Source organism: Plantactinospora sp. GCM10030261 (genome assembly GCF_042666615.1).
In the GTDB taxonomy this organism is placed as follows: Bacteria; Actinomycetota; Actinomycetes; order Mycobacteriales; family Micromonosporaceae; genus KBS50.
The window spans coordinates 131,313-148,858 of the sequence record NZ_JBHTDD010000005.1 but is presented as its reverse complement, the minus strand read 5'-3'; the positions used below and the strand labels follow the sequence as shown (position 1 = coordinate 148,858).

At 70.4% G+C, this 17,546-nt stretch carries 18 protein-coding genes; 5 read left to right on the top strand and 13 right to left on the bottom strand.

All coding sequences use genetic code 11. The features are described from left to right. Positions 1-25: 25 nt before the first annotated feature. The 3 genes from purQ to ACFQUZ_RS08485 form a co-directional block, all read right to left on the bottom strand. Entirely contained in the window at positions 26-709 is a 684-nt protein-coding gene (gene purQ / locus ACFQUZ_RS08495; RefSeq protein WP_377439756.1) for a phosphoribosylformylglycinamidine synthase subunit PurQ, read from the bottom strand. Further along, positions 706-969 carry a phosphoribosylformylglycinamidine synthase subunit PurS gene (gene purS, locus ACFQUZ_RS08490; RefSeq protein ID WP_377439753.1) on the bottom strand — a complete coding sequence of 88 codons (264 nt, stop codon included), beginning with the start codon at positions 967-969 and terminating at the stop codon, positions 706-708. The genes purQ and purS overlap by 4 nt, the downstream gene beginning before the upstream one ends. 162 nt (positions 970-1,131) lie before the next feature. Continuing rightward, positions 1,132-1,737, bottom strand: a complete 606-nt coding sequence (locus tag ACFQUZ_RS08485) for a TMEM165/GDT1 family protein (RefSeq protein WP_377439749.1) — start codon at positions 1,735-1,737, stop codon at positions 1,132-1,134. A gap of 127 nt (positions 1,738-1,864) precedes the next feature. On the opposite strand from ACFQUZ_RS08485, the gene ACFQUZ_RS08480 reads away from it, so the two are divergent. After that, the gene (locus ACFQUZ_RS08480; RefSeq protein ID WP_377439746.1) at positions 1,865-2,371 is read left to right on the top strand and encodes a YbjQ family protein; all 507 of its coding nucleotides are present in this window, start codon (positions 1,865-1,867) and stop codon (positions 2,369-2,371) included. 313 nt (positions 2,372-2,684) lie between these two features. Here ACFQUZ_RS08480 and ACFQUZ_RS08475 read toward each other — a convergent pair whose 3' ends face one another. The 9 genes from ACFQUZ_RS08475 to ACFQUZ_RS08435 all read right to left on the bottom strand — a co-directional run bounded on the left by ACFQUZ_RS08475 (position 2,685) and on the right by ACFQUZ_RS08435 (position 11,799). After that, entirely contained in the window at positions 2,685-3,047 is a 363-nt protein-coding gene (locus ACFQUZ_RS08475; RefSeq protein ID WP_377439743.1) for a cupin domain-containing protein, read from the bottom strand. A 221-nt stretch (positions 3,048-3,268) separates the two neighbouring features. Then, the gene (locus tag ACFQUZ_RS08470; protein WP_377439740.1) at positions 3,269-4,030 is read right to left on the bottom strand and encodes an ABC transporter permease; all 762 of its coding nucleotides are present in this window, start codon (positions 4,028-4,030) and stop codon (positions 3,269-3,271) included. A 13-nt stretch (positions 4,031-4,043) separates the two neighbouring features. Beyond that, a complete protein-coding gene (locus ACFQUZ_RS08465; protein WP_377439737.1) occupies positions 4,044-4,847 on the bottom strand; it encodes an ABC transporter ATP-binding protein in 804 nt (267 codons plus the stop codon). Positions 4,848-4,997: 150 nt separating this feature from the next. Next, positions 4,998-5,840, bottom strand: a complete 843-nt coding sequence (locus ACFQUZ_RS08460) for a DUF4097 domain-containing protein (protein WP_377439735.1) — start codon at positions 5,838-5,840, stop codon at positions 4,998-5,000. A 108-nt stretch (positions 5,841-5,948) separates the two neighbouring features. Next, on the bottom strand, positions 5,949-6,470 hold the full coding sequence (locus tag ACFQUZ_RS08455) for a hypothetical protein (protein ID WP_377439732.1): 522 nt from the start codon (positions 6,468-6,470) through the stop codon (positions 5,949-5,951). Between the two features lie 124 nt (positions 6,471-6,594). Then, entirely contained in the window at positions 6,595-8,019 is a 1,425-nt protein-coding gene (gene purB / locus ACFQUZ_RS08450; protein ID WP_377439730.1) for an adenylosuccinate lyase, read from the bottom strand. Positions 8,020-8,129: 110 nt separating this feature from the next. After that, positions 8,130-9,737, bottom strand: a complete 1,608-nt coding sequence (locus ACFQUZ_RS08445; RefSeq protein WP_377439728.1) for a sugar ABC transporter permease — start codon at positions 9,735-9,737, stop codon at positions 8,130-8,132. 232 nt (positions 9,738-9,969) lie between these two features. Further along, complete coding sequence (locus tag ACFQUZ_RS08440) at positions 9,970-11,217, bottom strand: MFS transporter (RefSeq protein ID WP_377439726.1); 1,248 nt, start codon at positions 11,215-11,217, stop codon at positions 9,970-9,972. Beyond that, positions 11,218-11,799, bottom strand: coding sequence for an ArsR/SmtB family transcription factor (locus ACFQUZ_RS08435; RefSeq protein WP_377439724.1), 582 nt, complete (start codon positions 11,797-11,799; stop codon positions 11,218-11,220). 75 nt (positions 11,800-11,874) lie between these two features. On the opposite strand from ACFQUZ_RS08435, the gene ACFQUZ_RS08430 reads away from it, so the two are divergent. Together ACFQUZ_RS08430 and ACFQUZ_RS08425 are read left to right on the top strand one after the other, a co-directional pair. Beyond that, a complete protein-coding gene (locus ACFQUZ_RS08430; protein ID WP_377439721.1) occupies positions 11,875-12,393 on the top strand; it encodes a GrpB family protein in 519 nt (172 codons plus the stop codon). Positions 12,394-12,477: 84 nt separating this feature from the next. Further along, positions 12,478-13,899: an ATP-binding protein gene (locus tag ACFQUZ_RS08425; protein WP_377439719.1), complete on the top strand. Its 1,422-nt coding sequence runs from the start codon at positions 12,478-12,480 to the stop codon at positions 13,897-13,899. A 20-nt stretch (positions 13,900-13,919) separates the two neighbouring features. Here ACFQUZ_RS08425 and ACFQUZ_RS08420 read toward each other — a convergent pair whose 3' ends face one another. After that, on the bottom strand, positions 13,920-15,212 hold the full coding sequence (locus tag ACFQUZ_RS08420) for an acetyl-CoA C-acetyltransferase (RefSeq protein WP_377439716.1): 1,293 nt from the start codon (positions 15,210-15,212) through the stop codon (positions 13,920-13,922). 61 nt (positions 15,213-15,273) lie between these two features. Here ACFQUZ_RS08420 and ACFQUZ_RS08415 point away from each other — a divergent pair, with 61 nt between their 5' ends. Then, positions 15,274-16,680, top strand: a complete 1,407-nt coding sequence (locus tag ACFQUZ_RS08415) for a 3-oxoacyl-ACP reductase (RefSeq protein WP_377439715.1) — start codon at positions 15,274-15,276, stop codon at positions 16,678-16,680. A gap of 2 nt (positions 16,681-16,682) precedes the next feature. Further along, a complete protein-coding gene (locus ACFQUZ_RS08410) occupies positions 16,683-17,540 on the top strand; it encodes a MaoC/PaaZ C-terminal domain-containing protein (protein ID WP_377440072.1) in 858 nt (285 codons plus the stop codon). The last annotated feature ends 6 nt before the right edge of the window (positions 17,541-17,546 follow it).

Here is a 17,546-nt window from a genome sequence, read left to right as displayed (position 1 = left end):
GGTGCCGCGTCGCCCAGCTGGATCGTCATGCCGGTGCTCCCGCCAGGTGCTTGAGGACGGAGGTGAACAAGCCCAGCCCGTCCAGGGACGGCCCGGTCAGCGCCTCCACGGCGTGTTCCGGGTGCGGCATGATCCCGACGACGTTGCCCGCCTCGTTGCTGATCGCGGCGATGTCCCGCAGCGAGCCGTTGGGGTTGCCGCCGAGGTAGCGGGCCACCACCCGGCCCTGCTCCTCCAACTCGTCGAGGGTGCGCCGGTCGGCGACGTAGCGGCCGTCCACGTTCTTGACCGGGATCAGCACCTCCTGCCGCTCGTGCATGGCGTTGGTCCAGGCGGTGCGGGTCGACTCGATCCGCAACACCTGGTCGCGGTTGCGGAAATGCAGGTGTTGGTTGCGGGTCAACGCGCCCGGCAGCAGATGTGCCTCGCAGAGGATCTGGAAGCCATTACAGATGCCGAGCACGGGGAGACCACCCCGGGCGGCGTCGACGAGGGTCCGCATCACCGGCGCGAACCGGGCGATCGCGCCGCACCGCAGGTAGTCGCCGTACGAGAAGCCGCCGGGCAGCACCACGCCGTCGACCCCGTGCAGGTCGGGGTCGGCATGCCAGAGCCGGACGGCCTCACCGCCGGCGATCCGGACGGCCCGCGCCGCGTCCCCGTCGTCCAGCGAGCCGGGGAAGGTCACCACGCCGATACGCGCGCTCATGATCCGCTGCTCACCGCCTCTTCAGGATCCTCGGACCGGATCCGGAAGTCCTCGATGACCGGGTTGGCCAGCAGCTTGTCGGCGAGTTCCCGGACCGTGTCCGGGTCCGGCCGCTCGGCGAACTCCAGCTCGATCCGGCGGCCGATGCGCACCGATTCAACGCCGCTGATACCCATGGTCGGCAGCGCGTTAGCGACGGCCTGGCCCTGGGGATCGAGGATCTCCGGCTTGAGCATGACGTCGACGACGACGCGAGGCACGAGGCACTCCTGACTGGGGACGCAGTGGGTGCCGGCCCTCCTACGGGGCGAGCGCCCCTGAGCCTACCTGGCAGAGCGGCCGGACCGGGAAACCCCCCGCCCGGCGGACCGCCGGTGGTCAGGGACGAATGGTGACGCTCTGCCTCGGCTACCTCAAGACCGTCAGCGGAGCGCGGTGACCGCGGTCAGCACCGCGAGCGCCACGCACACCGACGCCCCCAGGTAGCGGACCACCGTCAGCCGGATTCGGCGCAGCAGCCAACGGCCGAGCAGCACGGCACCACCGGACACCGTGACCAGAGCCAGCCAGGAACCGATCAGGACCGGCACGGCCGGCTGGCCGCTCGCCACCAGTCCGGCGGTGAGCAGTTGGGACAGATCCCCCCATTCGGCGGTGAACAGCACGAGGAAGCTCGCCCCGGCGGCCCGCCAGCCGCGCCGGCCGACCGCCACCTTGTCCGCGTACTGGCGCTCCTGCTCCTGCTGGGCGACGTCGGCCTGACGCGCCCCGCGGAGCAGGACCAGTGCGCCGATCGCGAACAGTCCGGCGGCGACCAGGGCGATCGGCTGGCGTGGCAACCGCGCGAGCAGGGTGCCAGCTCCCACGGCGACCGCCGACTGGACCGCGAAGGCGGCCGAGACCCCCAGCCACACCGGCAGGGCCGGATAACGTGTGGCCAGCACGAGCGTCGCCACGAACGTCTTGTCCGGCAGCTCCACCGTCACCACAAGGACGAACGCCGTCAACGCGACCAAGAGATAATCCATGGGAAACCGCACTCTACCGAGGCGATCGCGTCGATCCAGACGGATCGGGCTGTGTCGGACCTTCCGTCGCGGCCGTCCTGCACGGCGCTTGCCGTCCCCGTCGGGCGGTCTTGCATCATCCGGCGACGTGAACAAGCCTCGCGATCACCACGCCTCCGGGCCTGCGAGCATCAATCACGTGCTGGTCGTGACGATGGACCATCTTCCGGGGTACGAGATCCGCGAAGTCCTCGGCCAGGTCGTTTCCTCCCAGGCCCGGACCCGCAACGTCTATCGCGAGGGGGTGAAGAGCCTCCGTGGCGGCGCCTACGACCCCGCCGCGCCCGAGAACCTCACCCGGTGGCGAACCGACGCGGTGGCCCGGCTCGGCGAGGAGGCCCGCCGGCTCGGCGCGAACGCCGTGCTCGGCATGCGTTTCGAGCACCGTGAGGTGGGCGAGATGTGGATGGAGGTCTGCGCGTACGGCACCGCGGTGATCGCCTACCGCTCGCCGGTCGCGCCCACACCGGACCAGCCGCTGGTGGCCGCCGAAACGGCTCACCCCGCCGAACCGGTCGAATCCGGGGCGATCGCCGAAGCGCCGAGCGCCCCGAACCTGCGCACCGCGGGCGAAACCCCCACTCCGCCGGGCTGACGTCAGCGACGAGTACACCGTCATCGCCGCGCTCACGGCCATCCCCGCGATGGTCGCCACCCGGCGCCCGATCGTGGACACACTCGACTGACGCGGTTCAGTCAACCAGCTGACCGTTGTGCCGCGCCCAGTCGGCGGAAGCCTGGTGGAGATGCTCGAGAACGGCCCGGTTAGCGGGGTGACGCGCCGCGCCGGGTGACCGCGAAGATGTGCCGGTTGACGGGCGCGGCCAGCGGTCGCAGGGCGACTCCCGCGCGGAGGGCTTCCGTATGGATCTCGGAACTACACCGGTCCTGGTGTGATTCCGTGCACGTCAGTCCCCTTCCTGCAGCCAGTAGACGGAGACGGCAAGAAGCGGATCCGCTCCGTCGTTGCGAATCTGGTGCGGCACCCTGCTCTCGAACGCCGCGATATCCCCGGCACGGAGAACGTGCGTCCGGTCCGCACACGTCAGGGTGCCGGTTCCGGACGCGATGACCCAGATCTCTCGCGACCGGTGCACATCGAGGTCGTTGGACGTTCCCGGAGCGACTGACCAGCGGGCGACCTCGAACGGCGCGGGCGCCGTTGACGGGAACGGCAACAGCGCGCGATGAACCGGGCCGCCCTCGGTGAAGTCGTACCAGTGTTCGAAGCTGACGGGGCCGCTGGTCGTGCTGGAGTTCGTTTTCGACACGTATCCAGGTTGGCTGGCTGAAGCTGGTGCGTCTGGCGACAATCGGACGCGGCGTTGCCAAGATCGGACGCAACAGGACTGAAGCCACGACTCCGCACTCGGGTGCTCCCGTGATCCGCTTCAGCCAGCCGAAGCAATAGGTCGCGGCCTCCCCCGCGCCTCGGCCGGCCCACGACCGGGCGGGGCCGGCGAACGGCCGGCCCCGCCCGACGGCCGCCGCGCTACGTGATTTTCCGGCGGTAGGTGGCGGTGGCGAGGGCGTACGCGAGGATCAGGATGCCGACACACCAGGCGAGGGCGATCCAGATGTCGGTGCCGACCGGCTGCTGGGTGAACAGGTCGCGGATCGTATTGACGATGGCTGTTACCGGCTGGTGCTCGGCGAAGGCACGCACCGGGCCCGGCATGGTGTCGGTGGGCACGAAGGCCGAGCTGATGAACGGCAGGAAGATGAGCGGGTAGGAGAACGCGCTCGCCCCGTCCACGGATTTCGCGGTGAGACCCGGGATGACGGCGAGCCAGGTCAGCGCGAGGGTGAACAGGATCAGGATGCCGGCGACCGCGAGCCACGCCAGGACACCCGCGCCCGATCGGAATCCCATGGCGAGGGCGACGCCCACCACGACCAGAAGTGAGACGAGGTTGGCGACCAGCGAGGTCAACACGTGCGCCCACAGTACGGACGACCGGGCGATCGGCATGGACTGGAACCGCTCGAAGATGCCGCTCTTCATGTCCATGAACAACCGGAACGCGGTGTAGGCGATGCCCGAGGCGATCGTGATGAGCAGGATGCCGGGCAGCAGGTAATTCACGTACGAGTCCGATCCCGCGTCGATCGCGCCGCCGAGTACGTAGACGAACAGCAGCAGCATGGCGATCGGCGTGATCGCGGTCGTGATGATGGTGTCCACGCTGCGGGTGACGTGCGTCAGGGAGCGGCCCAGCAGGACGACGGTGTCGCCGAGGAAGTGCTTTGTCATCGTTGCTGTTCCTTTACTTGTCCGCGCCGATGGTGCGGTCACTGGCGATGCCGGTTGCGCCGACGATGGCGAAGAAGATCTCCTCCAGCGTCGGCTGTTTCTCGACGTACTCGGTCTTGGCGGGTGGGAGGAGCTGCTTGAGTTCGGCGAGGGTGCCGTTCACGATGATCCGGCCCTCGTGGAGGATCGCGATCCGGTCGGCGAGTTGCTCGGCCTCGTCCAGGTACTGCGTCGTGAGCAGCACCGTGGTGCCCTGACCGGCGAGTTCCTGCACGGCCTGCCACACCTCGATCCGCGCCTGCGGGTCGAGCCCGGTCGTCGGCTCGTCCAGGAAGATGACAGGTGGGTTCCCGATGAGGCTCATCGCGATGTCGAGACGGCGGCGCATGCCACCCGAGTACGTCGACACCCTCCGTGCGCCGGCGTCGGTGAGCGAGAAACGCCTCAGCAGGTCGTCCGCGATCCCGCCCGGGTCCCTGAGGTGCCGCAGCCGGGCGACCAGCACCAGATTCTCCCGCCCGCTGAGCACCTCGTCGACGGCCGCGAACTGCCCGGTGAGGCTGATCGACTCCCGCACCTGTGCCGCCTTCGTGGCGACATCGAAGTCATTGACGGTGGCCTCCCCGGCGTCGGCCTTGAGCAGCGTGGACAGGATCTTCACGACGGTGGTCTTGCCCGCCCCGTTCGAGCCGAGCAGGGCGAAGATGCTGCCTCGCGCCACGTCGAAGTCCACTCCGCGCAGGACCTTCAGCGCCTTGTACGACTTCTCCAGGCCCCGCACGTGGATCGCGGTTCCCTGGATCTCGCTGGATGTCATCTGGTCATCCGTTCTCTCGTTCGAGGTATCGGGTGGTCCCGGTGCGTCCCGGGGGCCTGCCGCGGCGGTGCCGGCACGGCTCGAAAATCGTGCGTGGCGCCGGACTTGCCGCGGTTTCACGCCGGTTTCAGCGCACCGGGTGGAACTGGATCAGGAACGGTGGATGGTGATGTCGCCGTAGGAAGTGCGACCGCGTACCTCGACGGTCTGGGCCGTGTCACCCGGTCCGGCGGCGTTCTCCAGCTCGTTGCGGACGCGCCCGAACCCGGTGTTCAGGTCCAGCCAGGCGGCGGTGCCCTGAGCGATGCCGATGTCCAGGTCGCCGGCCGCCGTTTCGAGCGTGGCCGAGCCTCGCGTGACCTCGCCGAGCCGGATGCTGCCGTTGGACGTCTTCGCGTCGACGCCGGCGCCGACGCGCTCGATGTCGATGGCGCCGTTGGCGTTGCGTACCCGCACGTCGTGGGTGACCAGCTCGATTGTGCTGTCGCCGTTGGAGTTCTTGACCGTCGCGGCGCCCTCGATCGCACCAACCTGGATCGTGCCGGAGCCCGTGGAGATCTCCTCAGCGTCGCCCGTGACGCTGTTGACGGTGACGTTCCCGAACCCGGTGTGCAGGCGCAGCGGGCCAGTCCGGTCGAGCCAGACGTTGCCGGTGGTCTTGAGCCGGCACACGCCGAGCGTGCCGGCACCGCGAATGTCGCCCATCAACAGGTGAGCGGAGACCGAGGAACCGCTTGGCAGCTCGATGGAAACGTCCACCGACCGGGTCTTCCTGGAGAAGTCGAACGTGCGCTTCGGGCCGGTGATCCGCAGCGTGCCGTCGCTGTGCTCGACCCGGACCTGCGCGGCGGCCTGGACGTCGGAGTCGTCGGACTCGTCACTCGGTCGAACCTCGACGACGGTGTTGGCCCGGTCGCTCGCGGCGACGCGGACGTGCGCGACGCCAAGTTCGATCATGACGGAGATCGGTCCCGGCGTTTCGTAAGCAGGCATGGTTGTCCCCTATTCATCGGTTGGTGAGTCGTCCCCGCAGGTCAGGGGGACGCGATGCGCGACGGCGCGGTGGTTGTCCGGCGCGTGGTCATGCGGTGTGCGGTGCGGTCAGTGCACCCAGCCGGTGAAGCCCTGCTTGGCGCGTTTCGAGCTGCCGCGCGGCTGGGGACGTTGCTCCCGGTCGGACCGCGCCAGGGCGGCGGTGGCCGCTCGGACCAGCCAGGCGTTGACCGAGCGTCCCTCCCTGGTCGCGGCCTCCTCGGCGGCCACCTTCAGCTGCTCGGGTAGCCGGACGTTGATCCGCACGGCCGGGCCGTCCTCGGCGATCAGCGGCTCTCCGTCGGCCGTCGCCGTGGCGTGCTCGGCGGCGCCCTCGACCGGTCCGGCGGGCGGTGACGTCACCACGAACTCCGGATCGCGCCCCCGCAGGCGCAGCTCCACGGAGCCCGGAGCCAGGTCGCGGGTTATCTCGTCGGCGGCGGCGGACAGTGCGTCCAGCAGGGTCATGCGGATGGCCGAATCGAGCGACCCGGCCAGGCGCTCGATCAACGCGCGCGCCTCGTCGCCGCCGGCCTCGGCAAGGGTGGCGAACTCGCGGCCGAGGCCGTGTACATACGACGTCAGTTCCATGGCACCACTATGGCACCAGGAAGGCGCCATGGCAACAGTATTTGGCTCAGAATGGCATCATCTTGGCTCAGGTTGGCTCAGTTGTGGCTCCGGCGTGCGCCTTCCATGGGTCCGCCCGAACCGGCTAGAGGATCGGTGCGGGGTGGTAGTCCGCCGCTCGGGGATGGGCGTCGACCACCGCCGCCATCCGCTCGACGACCGCCCGCACCTGGGCGGGGGCGGCGCCGACGAAGGCCGACCGGTCGGCCACCAGTTCGTCGATCTCAGCACGGCTCAGCCTCAGCCGGTCATCGGCCGCCAGCCGGTCGAACAGATCGTTGTCGGCGGCGCCCTTCTCCCGCATACCAAGCGCCACGGCGACCGCGTGCTCCTTGATCACCTCGTGCGCGACCTCCCGGCCGACCCCCCTCCGGACCGCCGCCACCAGGATCTTGGTGGTGGCCAGGAACGGCAGGTACCGGTCCAGCTCTCGCCCGATCACCGCCGGGTACGCCCCGAACTCGTCAAGCACGGTGAGGAAGGTCTGGAACAGGCCGTCGGCGGCGAAGAACGCGTCCGGCAGTGCCACCCGGCGAACCACCGAGCAGGAGACATCACCCTCGTTCCACTGGTCGCCGGCCAGCTCGCCGACCATCGACAGGTAACCCCGGATGACCACGGCAAGGCCGTTCACCCGCTCGCTGGACCGGGTGTTCATCTTGTGCGGCATGGCGCTGGACCCGACCTGACCCGGCTTGAAGCCCTCGGTGGCCAGCTCCTGACCCACCATCAGCCGGATGGTGGTGGCCAGCGACGACGGCGCGGCGGCGGCCTGGGCCAGCGCCGAAAGTACGTCGAAGTCCAGCGAGCGCGGGTAGACCTGCCCCACGCTGTCCAGCACCCGGGTGAAGCCGAGGTGACCGGCCACCCGCCGCTCCAACTCCGCGACCCTGCCGGCGTCGCCGTCGAACAGGTCGAGCTGGTCGGCCGCGGTCCCCACCGGACCCTTGATGCCGCGCAGCGGGTAGCGCTCGATCAGGCCCGCCAGTCGTTCGTACCCGATGAGCAGTTCCTCGGCGGTCGACGCGAACCGCTTGCCCAGCGTGGTCGCCTGGGCGGCGACGTTGTGCGACCGCCCGGTCATGACCAGGTCGGAATGCTCCACGGCGAGCCGCGCCAGCCGTGCGAGGGTGGCCACCACGCGGTCTCGGACCAGCTCCAGCGACCTGCGTACCTGGAGCTGTTCGACGTTCTCGGTCAGGTCGCGCGAGGTCATGCCCTTGTGGATCTGCTCGTGCCCGGCCAGCGCGCTGAACTCCTCGATCCGCGCCTTGACGTCGTGCCGGGTGACCCGCTCCCGCGCCGCGATCGAGTCCAGGTCGACGGTCTCCAGCACCCGCTCGTACGCCTCGACCACCCCGTCAGGCACCGGCACGCCCAGGTCCCGCTGCGCGCGGAGCACAGCGAGCCAGAGCCGGCGCTCCAGCCGAATCTTCTCCTCCGGCGACCAGAGCTGGGCGAGTTCGGCGGAGGCGTACCGGGCGGCGAGCACGTTCGGGATCGTCGTCACGACCACCATTGTCCGGCACCCCCGACCCGCCCGGCCCCCGGGCCGGAGGGTCCGCGCTCTCGGACCGGACAGGTCCGGACCGCTGGGCCCAGGGCAGGTCCGGGCCCCGGTCAGGCGTCGCGGTCGGTTCGGCCGGCTCGGATGGCCAGTCGGTCGAGGAGGAACACCTGCGCTGCCACGAATGCCACCAGGAAGAACAGCAACAGCGGAAGCGGCAGCACCTCGGCGATGAACGCGCGCATCCGCTCGGGCCGTTGGCCGAACTGGGCTATCCCCGCCATGAGCAGGTTGCTCGCCGGGGCGCGGTCCATGTCGGTAACGACCAGTTGCGACCAGAGCCAGCCCTGGGCATTGACCAGCCACGTGAGCAGCCCGGCGGCGGCCACCAGCGGCAGTGCCGGCACCAGCATGGTGGATGCGAACCGACCACCGGCCGTCCATCGTTCGTGCTGCCCACGGAAGAAGAGCGTGAACACCACAAGCGCGGGGATGCACAACCAGCCCGGTGACACCAGACCGGCGAAGGTGCTGATCTGGTCGGCCTCCTGCGTCCGCTGGAAGTGGGCGAGAGCGAGCGGGCCATCGCCCACGAAGAGCCACGGCGCGAACGGCAACAGGAGGAGTTCGCTGGCCCGGCCGAGCGGACGCAGGCCGCCGATGCCGAATCCCGCCAGGACGGCGAGGGACACCCCGACCACCGTCGAGACCAGCGGCGGAAGCCAGGTGTTGGCCCGGATCTCGCCGGTGGACAGCCCGGAAGGCAGTTCCGAATCGCCGAACAGGTCGCCCAACCAGGGCGAAAACACGTACGCCAGCACCCCGACGAACGCCAGCAGCCCGACGGCGGTCAGCGCGAGCGCCCCCGGGCTCCGGTCCTCGCCAGCCGGCTCGTCCGACCGGTCCCGCCATCCGGTGAAGGTGATCCGGGTCCGGGTGAGCAACAGCAGAGCGACCGCCGCGAGGCCGAGCACCGCCAGCAGCGCGAGGAGCAGCGTGCTTCCGGCCGCCCCGACGCCCATCCCCAGGCCGCGAACACCGCCGAGGATGGCCGTCGGCATCGGGCCGGTGTGGTCCGATCCGCCGGCGAGCATGGGGAGTTGCAAGGACCAGGACTGCACCGTCACGGCGACGACGGCGAGGCCGAGCACGCCTCCGACAGCCGCCAGGGCCGGCCCCTTCCGGCCGGGACGGCGCAGCACGCTGAGGAACAGCGTGGCGCTCACCGCCACCACCAGCCCAGCGGTAAGCAACGCCACCGTGCGGACCGAGGTGGCTGTCGGCGACTCCCGCCACGCCGTGGTGTCGGTGCCGAAACGGTGGCTGGTCCACGACGCGGCCACCGCGAGCGGCGCGTACGCGGCGAGCGGCAGGGCGAGCAGCGCCCGGGTCGCCAGGCGGGCCATCCGGCCCGCCCGGCTGGCGGCCAGCGCCAGCAGCGGCGCGACCACCAGCGCCAGCAGCAGCGGGACGATGGCGAGCAGCAGCGCGAACCCGACGTCACCGACGAATCCGCTGTCGAACGTTTGCTTGTAGTTTCCATCCCCCGAGGCCCCGACGGATCGGCCGAGGGGGTCGGCTTCCGTCCCGAAGCTCTCCGTCACGGTGTTGATCGTCGGCAGCACGTACGACCAGAGCAGGCCGCCGACGGCCGGGAACGTCAGCAGCAGCCCGACGACGATCTGAACTGTCCTGCCGGCGTCTCCGGTCGACCTGCTCACCGCCCCCCGGGGCCCCGGCGGGACGGTGGGGCCCGGACCGGCTGGCGGCACGGTGGGCTGCTGCACATCGGACGGCGGTGGTGTGGCAGACAAGGAACGCCTTACGGGTCGACTGTGATTCGTCCGGACAGGCTAGTGGCTGGGTGTGTCACGACAGCGGGCACGGTGCCGAACGGGTACGGCGACGAACGGTACGGCCCGGACCCGTCCGCTCCCGGTGGGTCCGCGCGGGTCACACAGGCGCGACGGAGGCGTCGGCCGGCTCGGCCTCGGCGCGCCCGGGAGACACCGACTCCAGCGTGCGGACGTCCCGGCTGGCCAGCATGCCGACCACCGCGACCGCCACCAGCCCCGCGAGGATCAGCAGCGTGTCGCGGGTCCCGATCATCCCCGCGACCGGGCCGACGGACACCTGGCCGATCGGGATGGCGACGAAGGAGCCCAACATGTCGTACGAGTAGACGCGGGCCAGCTTGTCGCTCGGGATGTGCTGCGCCATCGAGGTCTCCCAGGCCACCGCGAACTGCTCGATCGCGATCCCGACCACCAGTGCGGCGGTCAGCAACACCGGGATGGTCGGTTTCAGTGCCAGGCCGAGCAGCAGGAACGTCTCGGCGATCGTGCACACCACGCCGAGCAGCAGCAGGCGCCGCACCCGGATCCGCATGGCGATCAAACCGCCGATCACCAGCCCGGTGGCCTCCGCCGCGAGCACCAGACCCCAGGCGCTGCGCCCGATGGTCTCGTCGGCGACCGCCGCCCCGAGGACGTACACGCCGCCGACGAACGATGCGTTCAACACCATGAAGCCGAGCACAACGACCCACACCCAACTCCGGGAGGCGAACTCGGTCCAGCCTTCCCGGAGGTCCGCCACGATGCCGGTGCGGACCTTCCGGGTCGTCGCCGTCGTCACCCGAATGCCGGCGAAGGCCACCGCCGCGACGACGAAGGTGAACGCGTCAACGGCCAGACCCCAGCCCGGTCCGACGGCTGCGATCAGGACACCGCCGAGTGCCGTACCACCGATCATGCCCGCGTTCACGCCGAGTCGGACGACCGCACTCGCCGGCTGGATCAGTTCCGGCGGCACCGTCTGCGGGGTCAGAGCCGCGGATGCCGGCTGGGCGAGCGCGCTCACGATGCCGTTGGCCGCGCTGAGCGCCATCAGCAGCGGGATCGTCGCGTCACCGGTGAGCACCAGAGCGGCCACCGCCCCCTGGGTCAGCGCCCCGAGCACGTTGGAGCCGACCAGCACCACGCGGCGTGGAATCCGATCGGCGACCACCCCGCCGAACAGCACGAACGCCACGTTCATCAGGGATCGGGCGCCGACGACGAGACCCACATCGCGTACCGAGCCGGTCAGGTCGAGGACGGCGAAGGTCAGCGCGACCGGCGCTACCGCGTTACCCAGCATGTTCACCAGGCGACCGACGGCCAGATATCGGAACGCGGCATAGCGCAACGGCGCGAACATCTAATCCTCCATCCGGAACATGACGACGCTGGCGCTGACGTGGATCGCGCCGGGGGTACGCGGGAGCTGGGCGGCCCGGTGCAGCCGGGCGGCGGCATCAGCGATCTGGTCGCGGACCTCCCGCCAGACATCGGGATCGACCCAGAACTCACCGTCGGCGAGATAGTTGCCCATGGCACGCCTGCCCAGGGCGATCCGGCGACGCAGTTCCGTCAGGTGGGCGGTGTAGATCAACGGATCCAGGGCAGTCGACTCACCCTCACCGGGGTGTCGCGGCGGACGGGACAGATCGCGCTCGATGTTGTAGCGGTAGCGCTTGGCCACCCCGCCCCGGATGCGCTCCTCGCCGACGAGTTCGACGACCCCCACCGCGTGCAGTTGCCGCAGGTGATAGCTGGCGTTGGCGTGGGTGACGTCCAGTTCGCGCGCCACCTCGGCGGCGGTGAAGGCACCGCTGGTGAGCAGCGAGAGGATCCGTAACCGGAGGGGATGGGCGAGAGCCCGCAGGTTGGCGGTGCGATGGGCGTCGTCCGGCGTCTCGCTCGCGTCGTCCGGCGCCTCGTCCGCATCTCCCAAAGACATGTTGGGGACCATAGCCGGATCGATGTTCCACTGTCAAACAGTTATTGGAGAGAAGGTTCTGGCAAACTCACCCGCATGTCGATCAACGTGATCCCGTACGACCCGGAGTGGCCGCGCCGGTTCGAGGCGGAGCGGGCCGCGCTGGCCGAGACGTTGGCACCTTGGCTGATCGAGGGCGTGCACCACACCGGCTCGACCTCGATCCCAGGATTGGCCGCCAAGCCGATCATCGACATGATGGCCGGGGTCCGGGACCTCGCCGAGTCCCGAGCTGCCATTCCGGTGCTGGCCGGGCTCGGCTGGGCGCACGGTCGGCACCGGCCCGACGAGGCGCACTGGTTCCACAAGCCGCTGTCCGGCACTCCGACCCACGGCCTGCACCTCACCGAGCCGGGCAGCGCGCTGTGGCGGGAGCGCTTGACATTTCGCGACGCACTACGGGCCGATGCCGGACTCCGTGACGAATATCAGGCGCTCAAGCTGCGGCTGGCCGGCGAACACGACGATGTCGCGGCGTACACGGCCGACAAGCGGGAGTTCGTCGCCCGCGTCCTGGCCGCCTCCGGCGTGTCCCTTCGTCCGCGACCCCAATAGACCCTTACTGCCGGCAGCGATACTACCGCCAGTGATACTACCGCCAGTGATACCATTGCGCGGACACTCAACGCGGTGGTGGGCATGGTCGATTTCGTTGGTCGGGAACGAGAACTCAACACGCTCGACGAACTGTTCCGGACGGTGGCGTCCCAAGCAGGGTCGGCTCGACCGGGACAATGCCTGCTCATCCGGGGTCGCCGACGGATCGGCAAGTCGAGCTTGGTCGAGGAGTTCGTCGACAGATCGGGCGCTCCGTCGGTGTTCTTCACCGCGGCCGGCGCCTCGGCCGACGCGGAACTGACGGCGCTGCGGGACGCGATCGGCATGTCCTCGTTGCCGGACCGGGACGTTTTCACGGACGCGGTGCCCGGCAACTGGAGCGCGGCCTTCCGTCAGTTGGCCGGCATACTGCCGGACGATCAGCCGAGCATCGTGGTGATCGACGAGGTGCCGTACCTGATGGACAGGGTCGACGCGTTCGAGGGCGTACTGCAACGCGCCTGGGATCGGGAGTTGAGCCGACGCCCGGTACTACTCGTGTTGATCGGGTCGGACCTGTCGATGATGGAGTCCCTGGGTTCGTACGGCCGTCCATTCCATCAGCGGGGCCAGGAGTTGGTGCTCGGCCCGCTCAACCCGGCCGAGGTCGCCGAGATGCTGGCGCTAAACCCTGCTGAGGCGTTCGACGCGACGCTGGTCACTGGCGGGCTGCCACTGCACTGCGCGGCATGGCGGCAAGGTGACGACCTGTGGAAGTTCCTCGAGAATCAACTCACCAACCCCGTGTCCGCACTGCTCGTATCGGCGGAACGGTCGCTGGCTGCCGAGTTTCCCGGCTCGGCGAACGCGCGCGAGGTGTTGTCCGCGATCGGCACCGGCGAGCGCACGTTCACCAACATCGCCCGGGCCGCCGGCGGCATCGCCCACACCAGCCTCACCCGTTCCCTCGACGTGCTGCTCGCCAAGCGCATCGTGGCCGCGGAGTTGCCGCTGTGGACTCGGCCGTCAAAGGATCGGCGATACCGCGTCACCGATCCGTACCTGCGGTTCTGGCTCCGCTTCATCGGCCCGTACCTGCCGGAGATCGAACGGTTGCGCGGCGACCTCACCGTGCGACGCATCCGTACGGGATGGACGGCGTGGCGGGGCAGGGCGATCGAGCCGTTGCTCCGCGAGTCGCTCGCCCGGCTGCTCCCGGACGAAGCGCTGCCCGCGGCACCCGCCGTCGGCAGTTACTGGAACCGCTCCAACACAGTGGAAATCGACATCGTTGGCGCGGACCGGGAACCGATCGCCAGGGAAGTGCACTTCCTCGGATCCATCAAGTGGTTGGAACGCTCACCGTTCGACAATCACGATCTGGCCGCGCTCCAGGGGCACCGCGCCTCGCTCACCGACGAACCGTTGCCGCTGGTGGCGGTCAGCCGGAACGGAAGCACCGCGACCGGCCTCGCCGCCTCCTACGACGCCGCAGACCTGCTCACCGCGTGGCGCGCAAGGTAACCGTGGTGCCCGCGCCGGGGTCAGCGGTCCAGGATGGCTACCACGCCCTGGCCGCCGGCGGCGCAGATGGAGATCAGGCCGCGACCGCTGCCCTTCTCCGCCAGCAGCTTCGCCAGGGTTGCCACGATCCGACCCCCGGTGGCGGCGAACGGGTGGCCGGCGGCCAGCGACGAGCCGTTGACGTTGAGCTTGGCCCGGTCGATGGATCCGAGTGGGGCGTCCAGTCCCAGCCGGTCCTTGCAGAACTCCGCGGACTCCCAGGCGGCCAGGGTGGCCAGCACCTGTCCGGCGAACGCCTCGTGGATCTCGTAGAAGTCGAAGTCCTGGAGGGTGAGCCCGTTGCGCGCGAGCAGCCGGGGCACCGCGTACACGGGTGCCATGAGCAGCCCTTCGTCACCGTGCACGAAGTCGACGGCGGCGGTTTCCGCGTCGACGAAACGGGCCAACACCGGCAGGCTACGCGCCCGCGCCCACTCCTCGGTGGCCAGCAGCACGGTCGAGGCGCCGTCGGTGAGCGGCGACGAGTTGCCGGCGGTCAGGGTGGCGGTCTCCGCTTCCGCACCCCGGGCTCCGAACACCGGCTTGAGCGCGCCGAGCTTCTCCAGACTGGTGTCCGGCCGCAGGTTCTGGTCACGCTGCAGGCCGAGGTACGGGGTGAGCAGGTCGTCGAAGAAGCCCCGGTCGTACGCGGCGGCGAGTCGCTGGTGCGAGGCGAGCGCCAGCTCGTCCTGCGCGACCCGGTCGATGTGCCAGCGCCGGGCGGTGATCGCCGCGTGCTCGCCCATCGACAGTCCGGTGCGCGGCTCGGCGTTGCGCGGGAGCTCCGGCCGGAACGGGTGGTGCGGACGCAGCGCGGTGGCGGCCTTCAGCCGGGCACCGAGGCCACGGGCGGAGTTGATCCGCAGCAGCGCCTGGCGCAGGTCCTCGTTGACCGCGAGCGGCGCGTCCGAGGTGGTGTCGACGCCGCCGGCGATCCCGGCGTCGAGCTGACCCAGAGCGATCTTGTTGGCGACCAGGATGGCCGCCTCCAGGCCGGTGCCGCAGGCCTGCTGGATGTCGTACGCGGGAGTGTGCGGGTCGAGCCGCGAACCGAGCACCACCTCACGGGTCAGGTTGTAGTCCCGGGAGTGCTTCAGGACGGCACCGGCGACCACCTCGCCCATCCGCTCACCGGCCAGGCCGAACCGGGCGACCAGCCCGTCCAGCGCGGCGGTGAGCATGTCCTGGTTCGACGCGCGGGCGTACCGGCCGTTGGACCGGGCGAACGGGATCCGGTTTCCTCCGACGACCACGACTCGACGGACACCCTGCACGGCACGCCTCCTTCAGCGATTCGGGGCTTGCGTCTAACCTACTCACCAGTAGGCTACGCCTATGAGCGACCGGTACGCGAGCTTCGCCAACACCGCGCCGGGCCGGACCCTGGTCAAACGGCTCGGCCTGCCCGACCCTCCCCGGCTGCGCCGCTACCGGCTCGGCGACCCGCTGCTGCCCGGTCCCGCGCTGCTGGGTGCCGCGCCGGAGGGCCGGCTGGCCAAAGCCGTCGAGGAGATCCTCACCGGTGCCGGGGTCGAGGTGGGCCCGCCCGACGCCGAGTCGCGGCAGGCGGCGGAACCGGCAAGCGGCCCGACGGACGGCGAGCGCTCCCAGCGCCCGGCCGCGCTGATCTTCGACGCGTCCGGGATCGCCGACTCCACCGGCCTGCGCGCCCTGTACGACTTCTTCCACCCGCTGGCCCGGTCGCTCGGCCCGAGTGGACGGGTGATCGTCCTCGGCACCCCGCCGGAGGAGTGCGACTCACCCCGGGCGGCCACCGCACAGCGGGCCCTGGAGGGCCTCACCCGCAGCATCGGTAAGGAGTTCGGCCGCGGCACCACCGCCCAGCTCGTCTATGTCGCCACGACCGCGGACGGGCCGGCCGCCGCCACCCTGGTGAGCCTGGAGTCGACCCTGCGGTTCCTGCTCTCCGGCCGGTCGGCGTACGTCTCCGGGCAGGTGATCCGGATCGGCGCTGGCGCGGCCACCGCCCCGGACGACTGGGTCCGGCCGCTGTCGGGGCGGGTGGCGCTGGTCACCGGCGCGGCCCGGGGCATCGGCGCGGAACTGGCGAAGGTGCTCGCCCGGGACGGGGCACGGGTCATCGCCCTGGACATCCCGGCCGCCGGCGACGAGCTGATGCGGGTGGTGAACAGCATCGGCGGTGAGGCGGTGCAGCTCGACCTGACCGCCGCGGACGCACCGGTTCGGTTGGCCCGGCACGTCGCCGACCGGCACGGGCAGCTCGACATCGTGGTGCACAACGCCGGCATCACCCGGGACAAGACGCTCGGCCGGATGGACCCGGCCCGCTGGGACACCGTGCTCGACGTCAACCTGTCCAGCCAGGAGCGGATCAACGAGGTGCTGCTGGACCGGGACCTGATCCGCGCCGGCGGCCGGCTCATCGGCGTGTCGTCGATCGCGGGTATCGCGGGCAACCGTGGGCAGACCAACTACGCCACCTCCAAGGCCGGGGTGATTGGTCTGGTCCAGGCCATGGCGCCGGTCCTGGCCCCCCGCGAGATCACCGTCAACGCGGTGGCGCCCGGTTTCATCGAGACCCGGCTGACCGCCCGCATCCCGGTCATGCTGCGTGAGGCCGGCCGGCGGATGAACAGCATGGCGCAGGGTGGCCTGCCGGTGGACGTCGCCGAGGCCATCGCCTGGTTCGCCAGCCCCGCCTCCGGCGGGATCACCGGCAACGTCGTACGGGTGTGTGGGCAGAGCCTGTTGGGGGCGTGAACATGTCAGTGGTCGAGTTGCCGGCGATGCCGGCCGCCGGTCCGCTCTACCGGCGGGCGGCGCTGTCCCTGGTTCCAGGGCTGGGCGGGGCCCGCCGCGCGGGCGAGTTGCCCGACGTGGAACTGACCGTGCGGGACGTGCCCGTCGACCGGGACCACCTGGCCCGCTACGACCGGGTCTGCGGGTTCCGGCTCACCGACACGCTGCCGGTGACGTACCCGCACGTGCTGGCCTTCCCGTTGACCCTGCGACTGATGACGGCGCCGGACTTCCCGTTTCCCATGGTCGGCCTCGTGCACCTGACCAACCGGATCACGGTGCGCCAGCCGATCGACGCGGGCGACCGCCTCGACCTGTCGGTCCGCGCCGCCGACCTGCGCCCGCATCCGCGAGGACGGCAGGTCGACGTCATCGCCACCGCCACGGTCGATGGTGTCGAGGTGTGGCGCGACGTGTCGACGTATCTGAGCAAGGAGCGCACCCCGAACGGCGGCGAGCGGCGCGACCGGGGCGACCGTCCGGCGCCGCCGGCCCCGTCCGCGCACTGGCGGGTCGAGCCGCGAGTCGGCCCGGAGTACGCGAAGGTGTCCGGCGACCACAACCCGATCCACACCTCGCGACTCGGCGCCCGGCTGCTCGGCTTCCCGCGCCCGATCGCGCATGGCATGTGGAGCAAGGCCCGCTGCCTGGCGGCGCTGGAGGGGCGGCTGCCCGACGCGTACACGGTGGACGTGTCGTTCAAACTGCCGCTGCCGCTGCCGTCCACAGTCGCGTTCAGCGCGGACGCGGTCGACGCCGGCTGGTCGTTCGCCCTGCACAGCGCCCGCTCCGGCAAGCCCCACCTCACCGGAACCGTCTGAGGACGG

What these genes read in the sequence shown, in the direction of transcription:
- ACFQUZ_RS08455 (WP_377439732.1), bottom strand. Translation starts at nt 6,470, where the DNA reads ATGGAACTGACGTCGTATGTACACGGCCTCGGCCGCGAGTTCGCCACC.
- ACFQUZ_RS08460 (WP_377439735.1), bottom strand. Translation starts at nt 5,840, where the DNA reads ATGCCTGCTTACGAAACGCCGGGACCGATCTCCGTCATGATCGAACTT.
- ACFQUZ_RS08435 (WP_377439724.1), bottom strand. Translation starts at nt 11,799, where the DNA reads ATGTCTTTGGGAGATGCGGACGAGGCGCCGGACGACGCGAGCGAGACG.
- ACFQUZ_RS08410 (WP_377440072.1), top strand. Translation starts at nt 16,683, where the DNA reads ATGTCAGTGGTCGAGTTGCCGGCGATGCCGGCCGCCGGTCCGCTCTAC.
- ACFQUZ_RS08470 (WP_377439740.1), bottom strand. Translation starts at nt 4,030, where the DNA reads ATGACAAAGCACTTCCTCGGCGACACCGTCGTCCTGCTGGGCCGCTCC.
- purQ (WP_377439756.1), bottom strand. Translation starts at nt 709, where the DNA reads ATGAGCGCGCGTATCGGCGTGGTGACCTTCCCCGGCTCGCTGGACGAC.
- ACFQUZ_RS08425 (WP_377439719.1), top strand. Translation starts at nt 12,478, where the DNA reads ATGGTCGATTTCGTTGGTCGGGAACGAGAACTCAACACGCTCGACGAA.
- ACFQUZ_RS08415 (WP_377439715.1), top strand. Translation starts at nt 15,274, where the DNA reads ATGAGCGACCGGTACGCGAGCTTCGCCAACACCGCGCCGGGCCGGACC.
- ACFQUZ_RS08440 (WP_377439726.1), bottom strand. Translation starts at nt 11,217, where the DNA reads ATGTTCGCGCCGTTGCGCTATGCCGCGTTCCGATATCTGGCCGTCGGT.
- ACFQUZ_RS08465 (WP_377439737.1), bottom strand. Translation starts at nt 4,847, where the DNA reads ATGACATCCAGCGAGATCCAGGGAACCGCGATCCACGTGCGGGGCCTG.
- ACFQUZ_RS08485 (WP_377439749.1), bottom strand. Translation starts at nt 1,737, where the DNA reads ATGGATTATCTCTTGGTCGCGTTGACGGCGTTCGTCCTTGTGGTGACG.
- ACFQUZ_RS08430 (WP_377439721.1), top strand. Translation starts at nt 11,875, where the DNA reads ATGTCGATCAACGTGATCCCGTACGACCCGGAGTGGCCGCGCCGGTTC.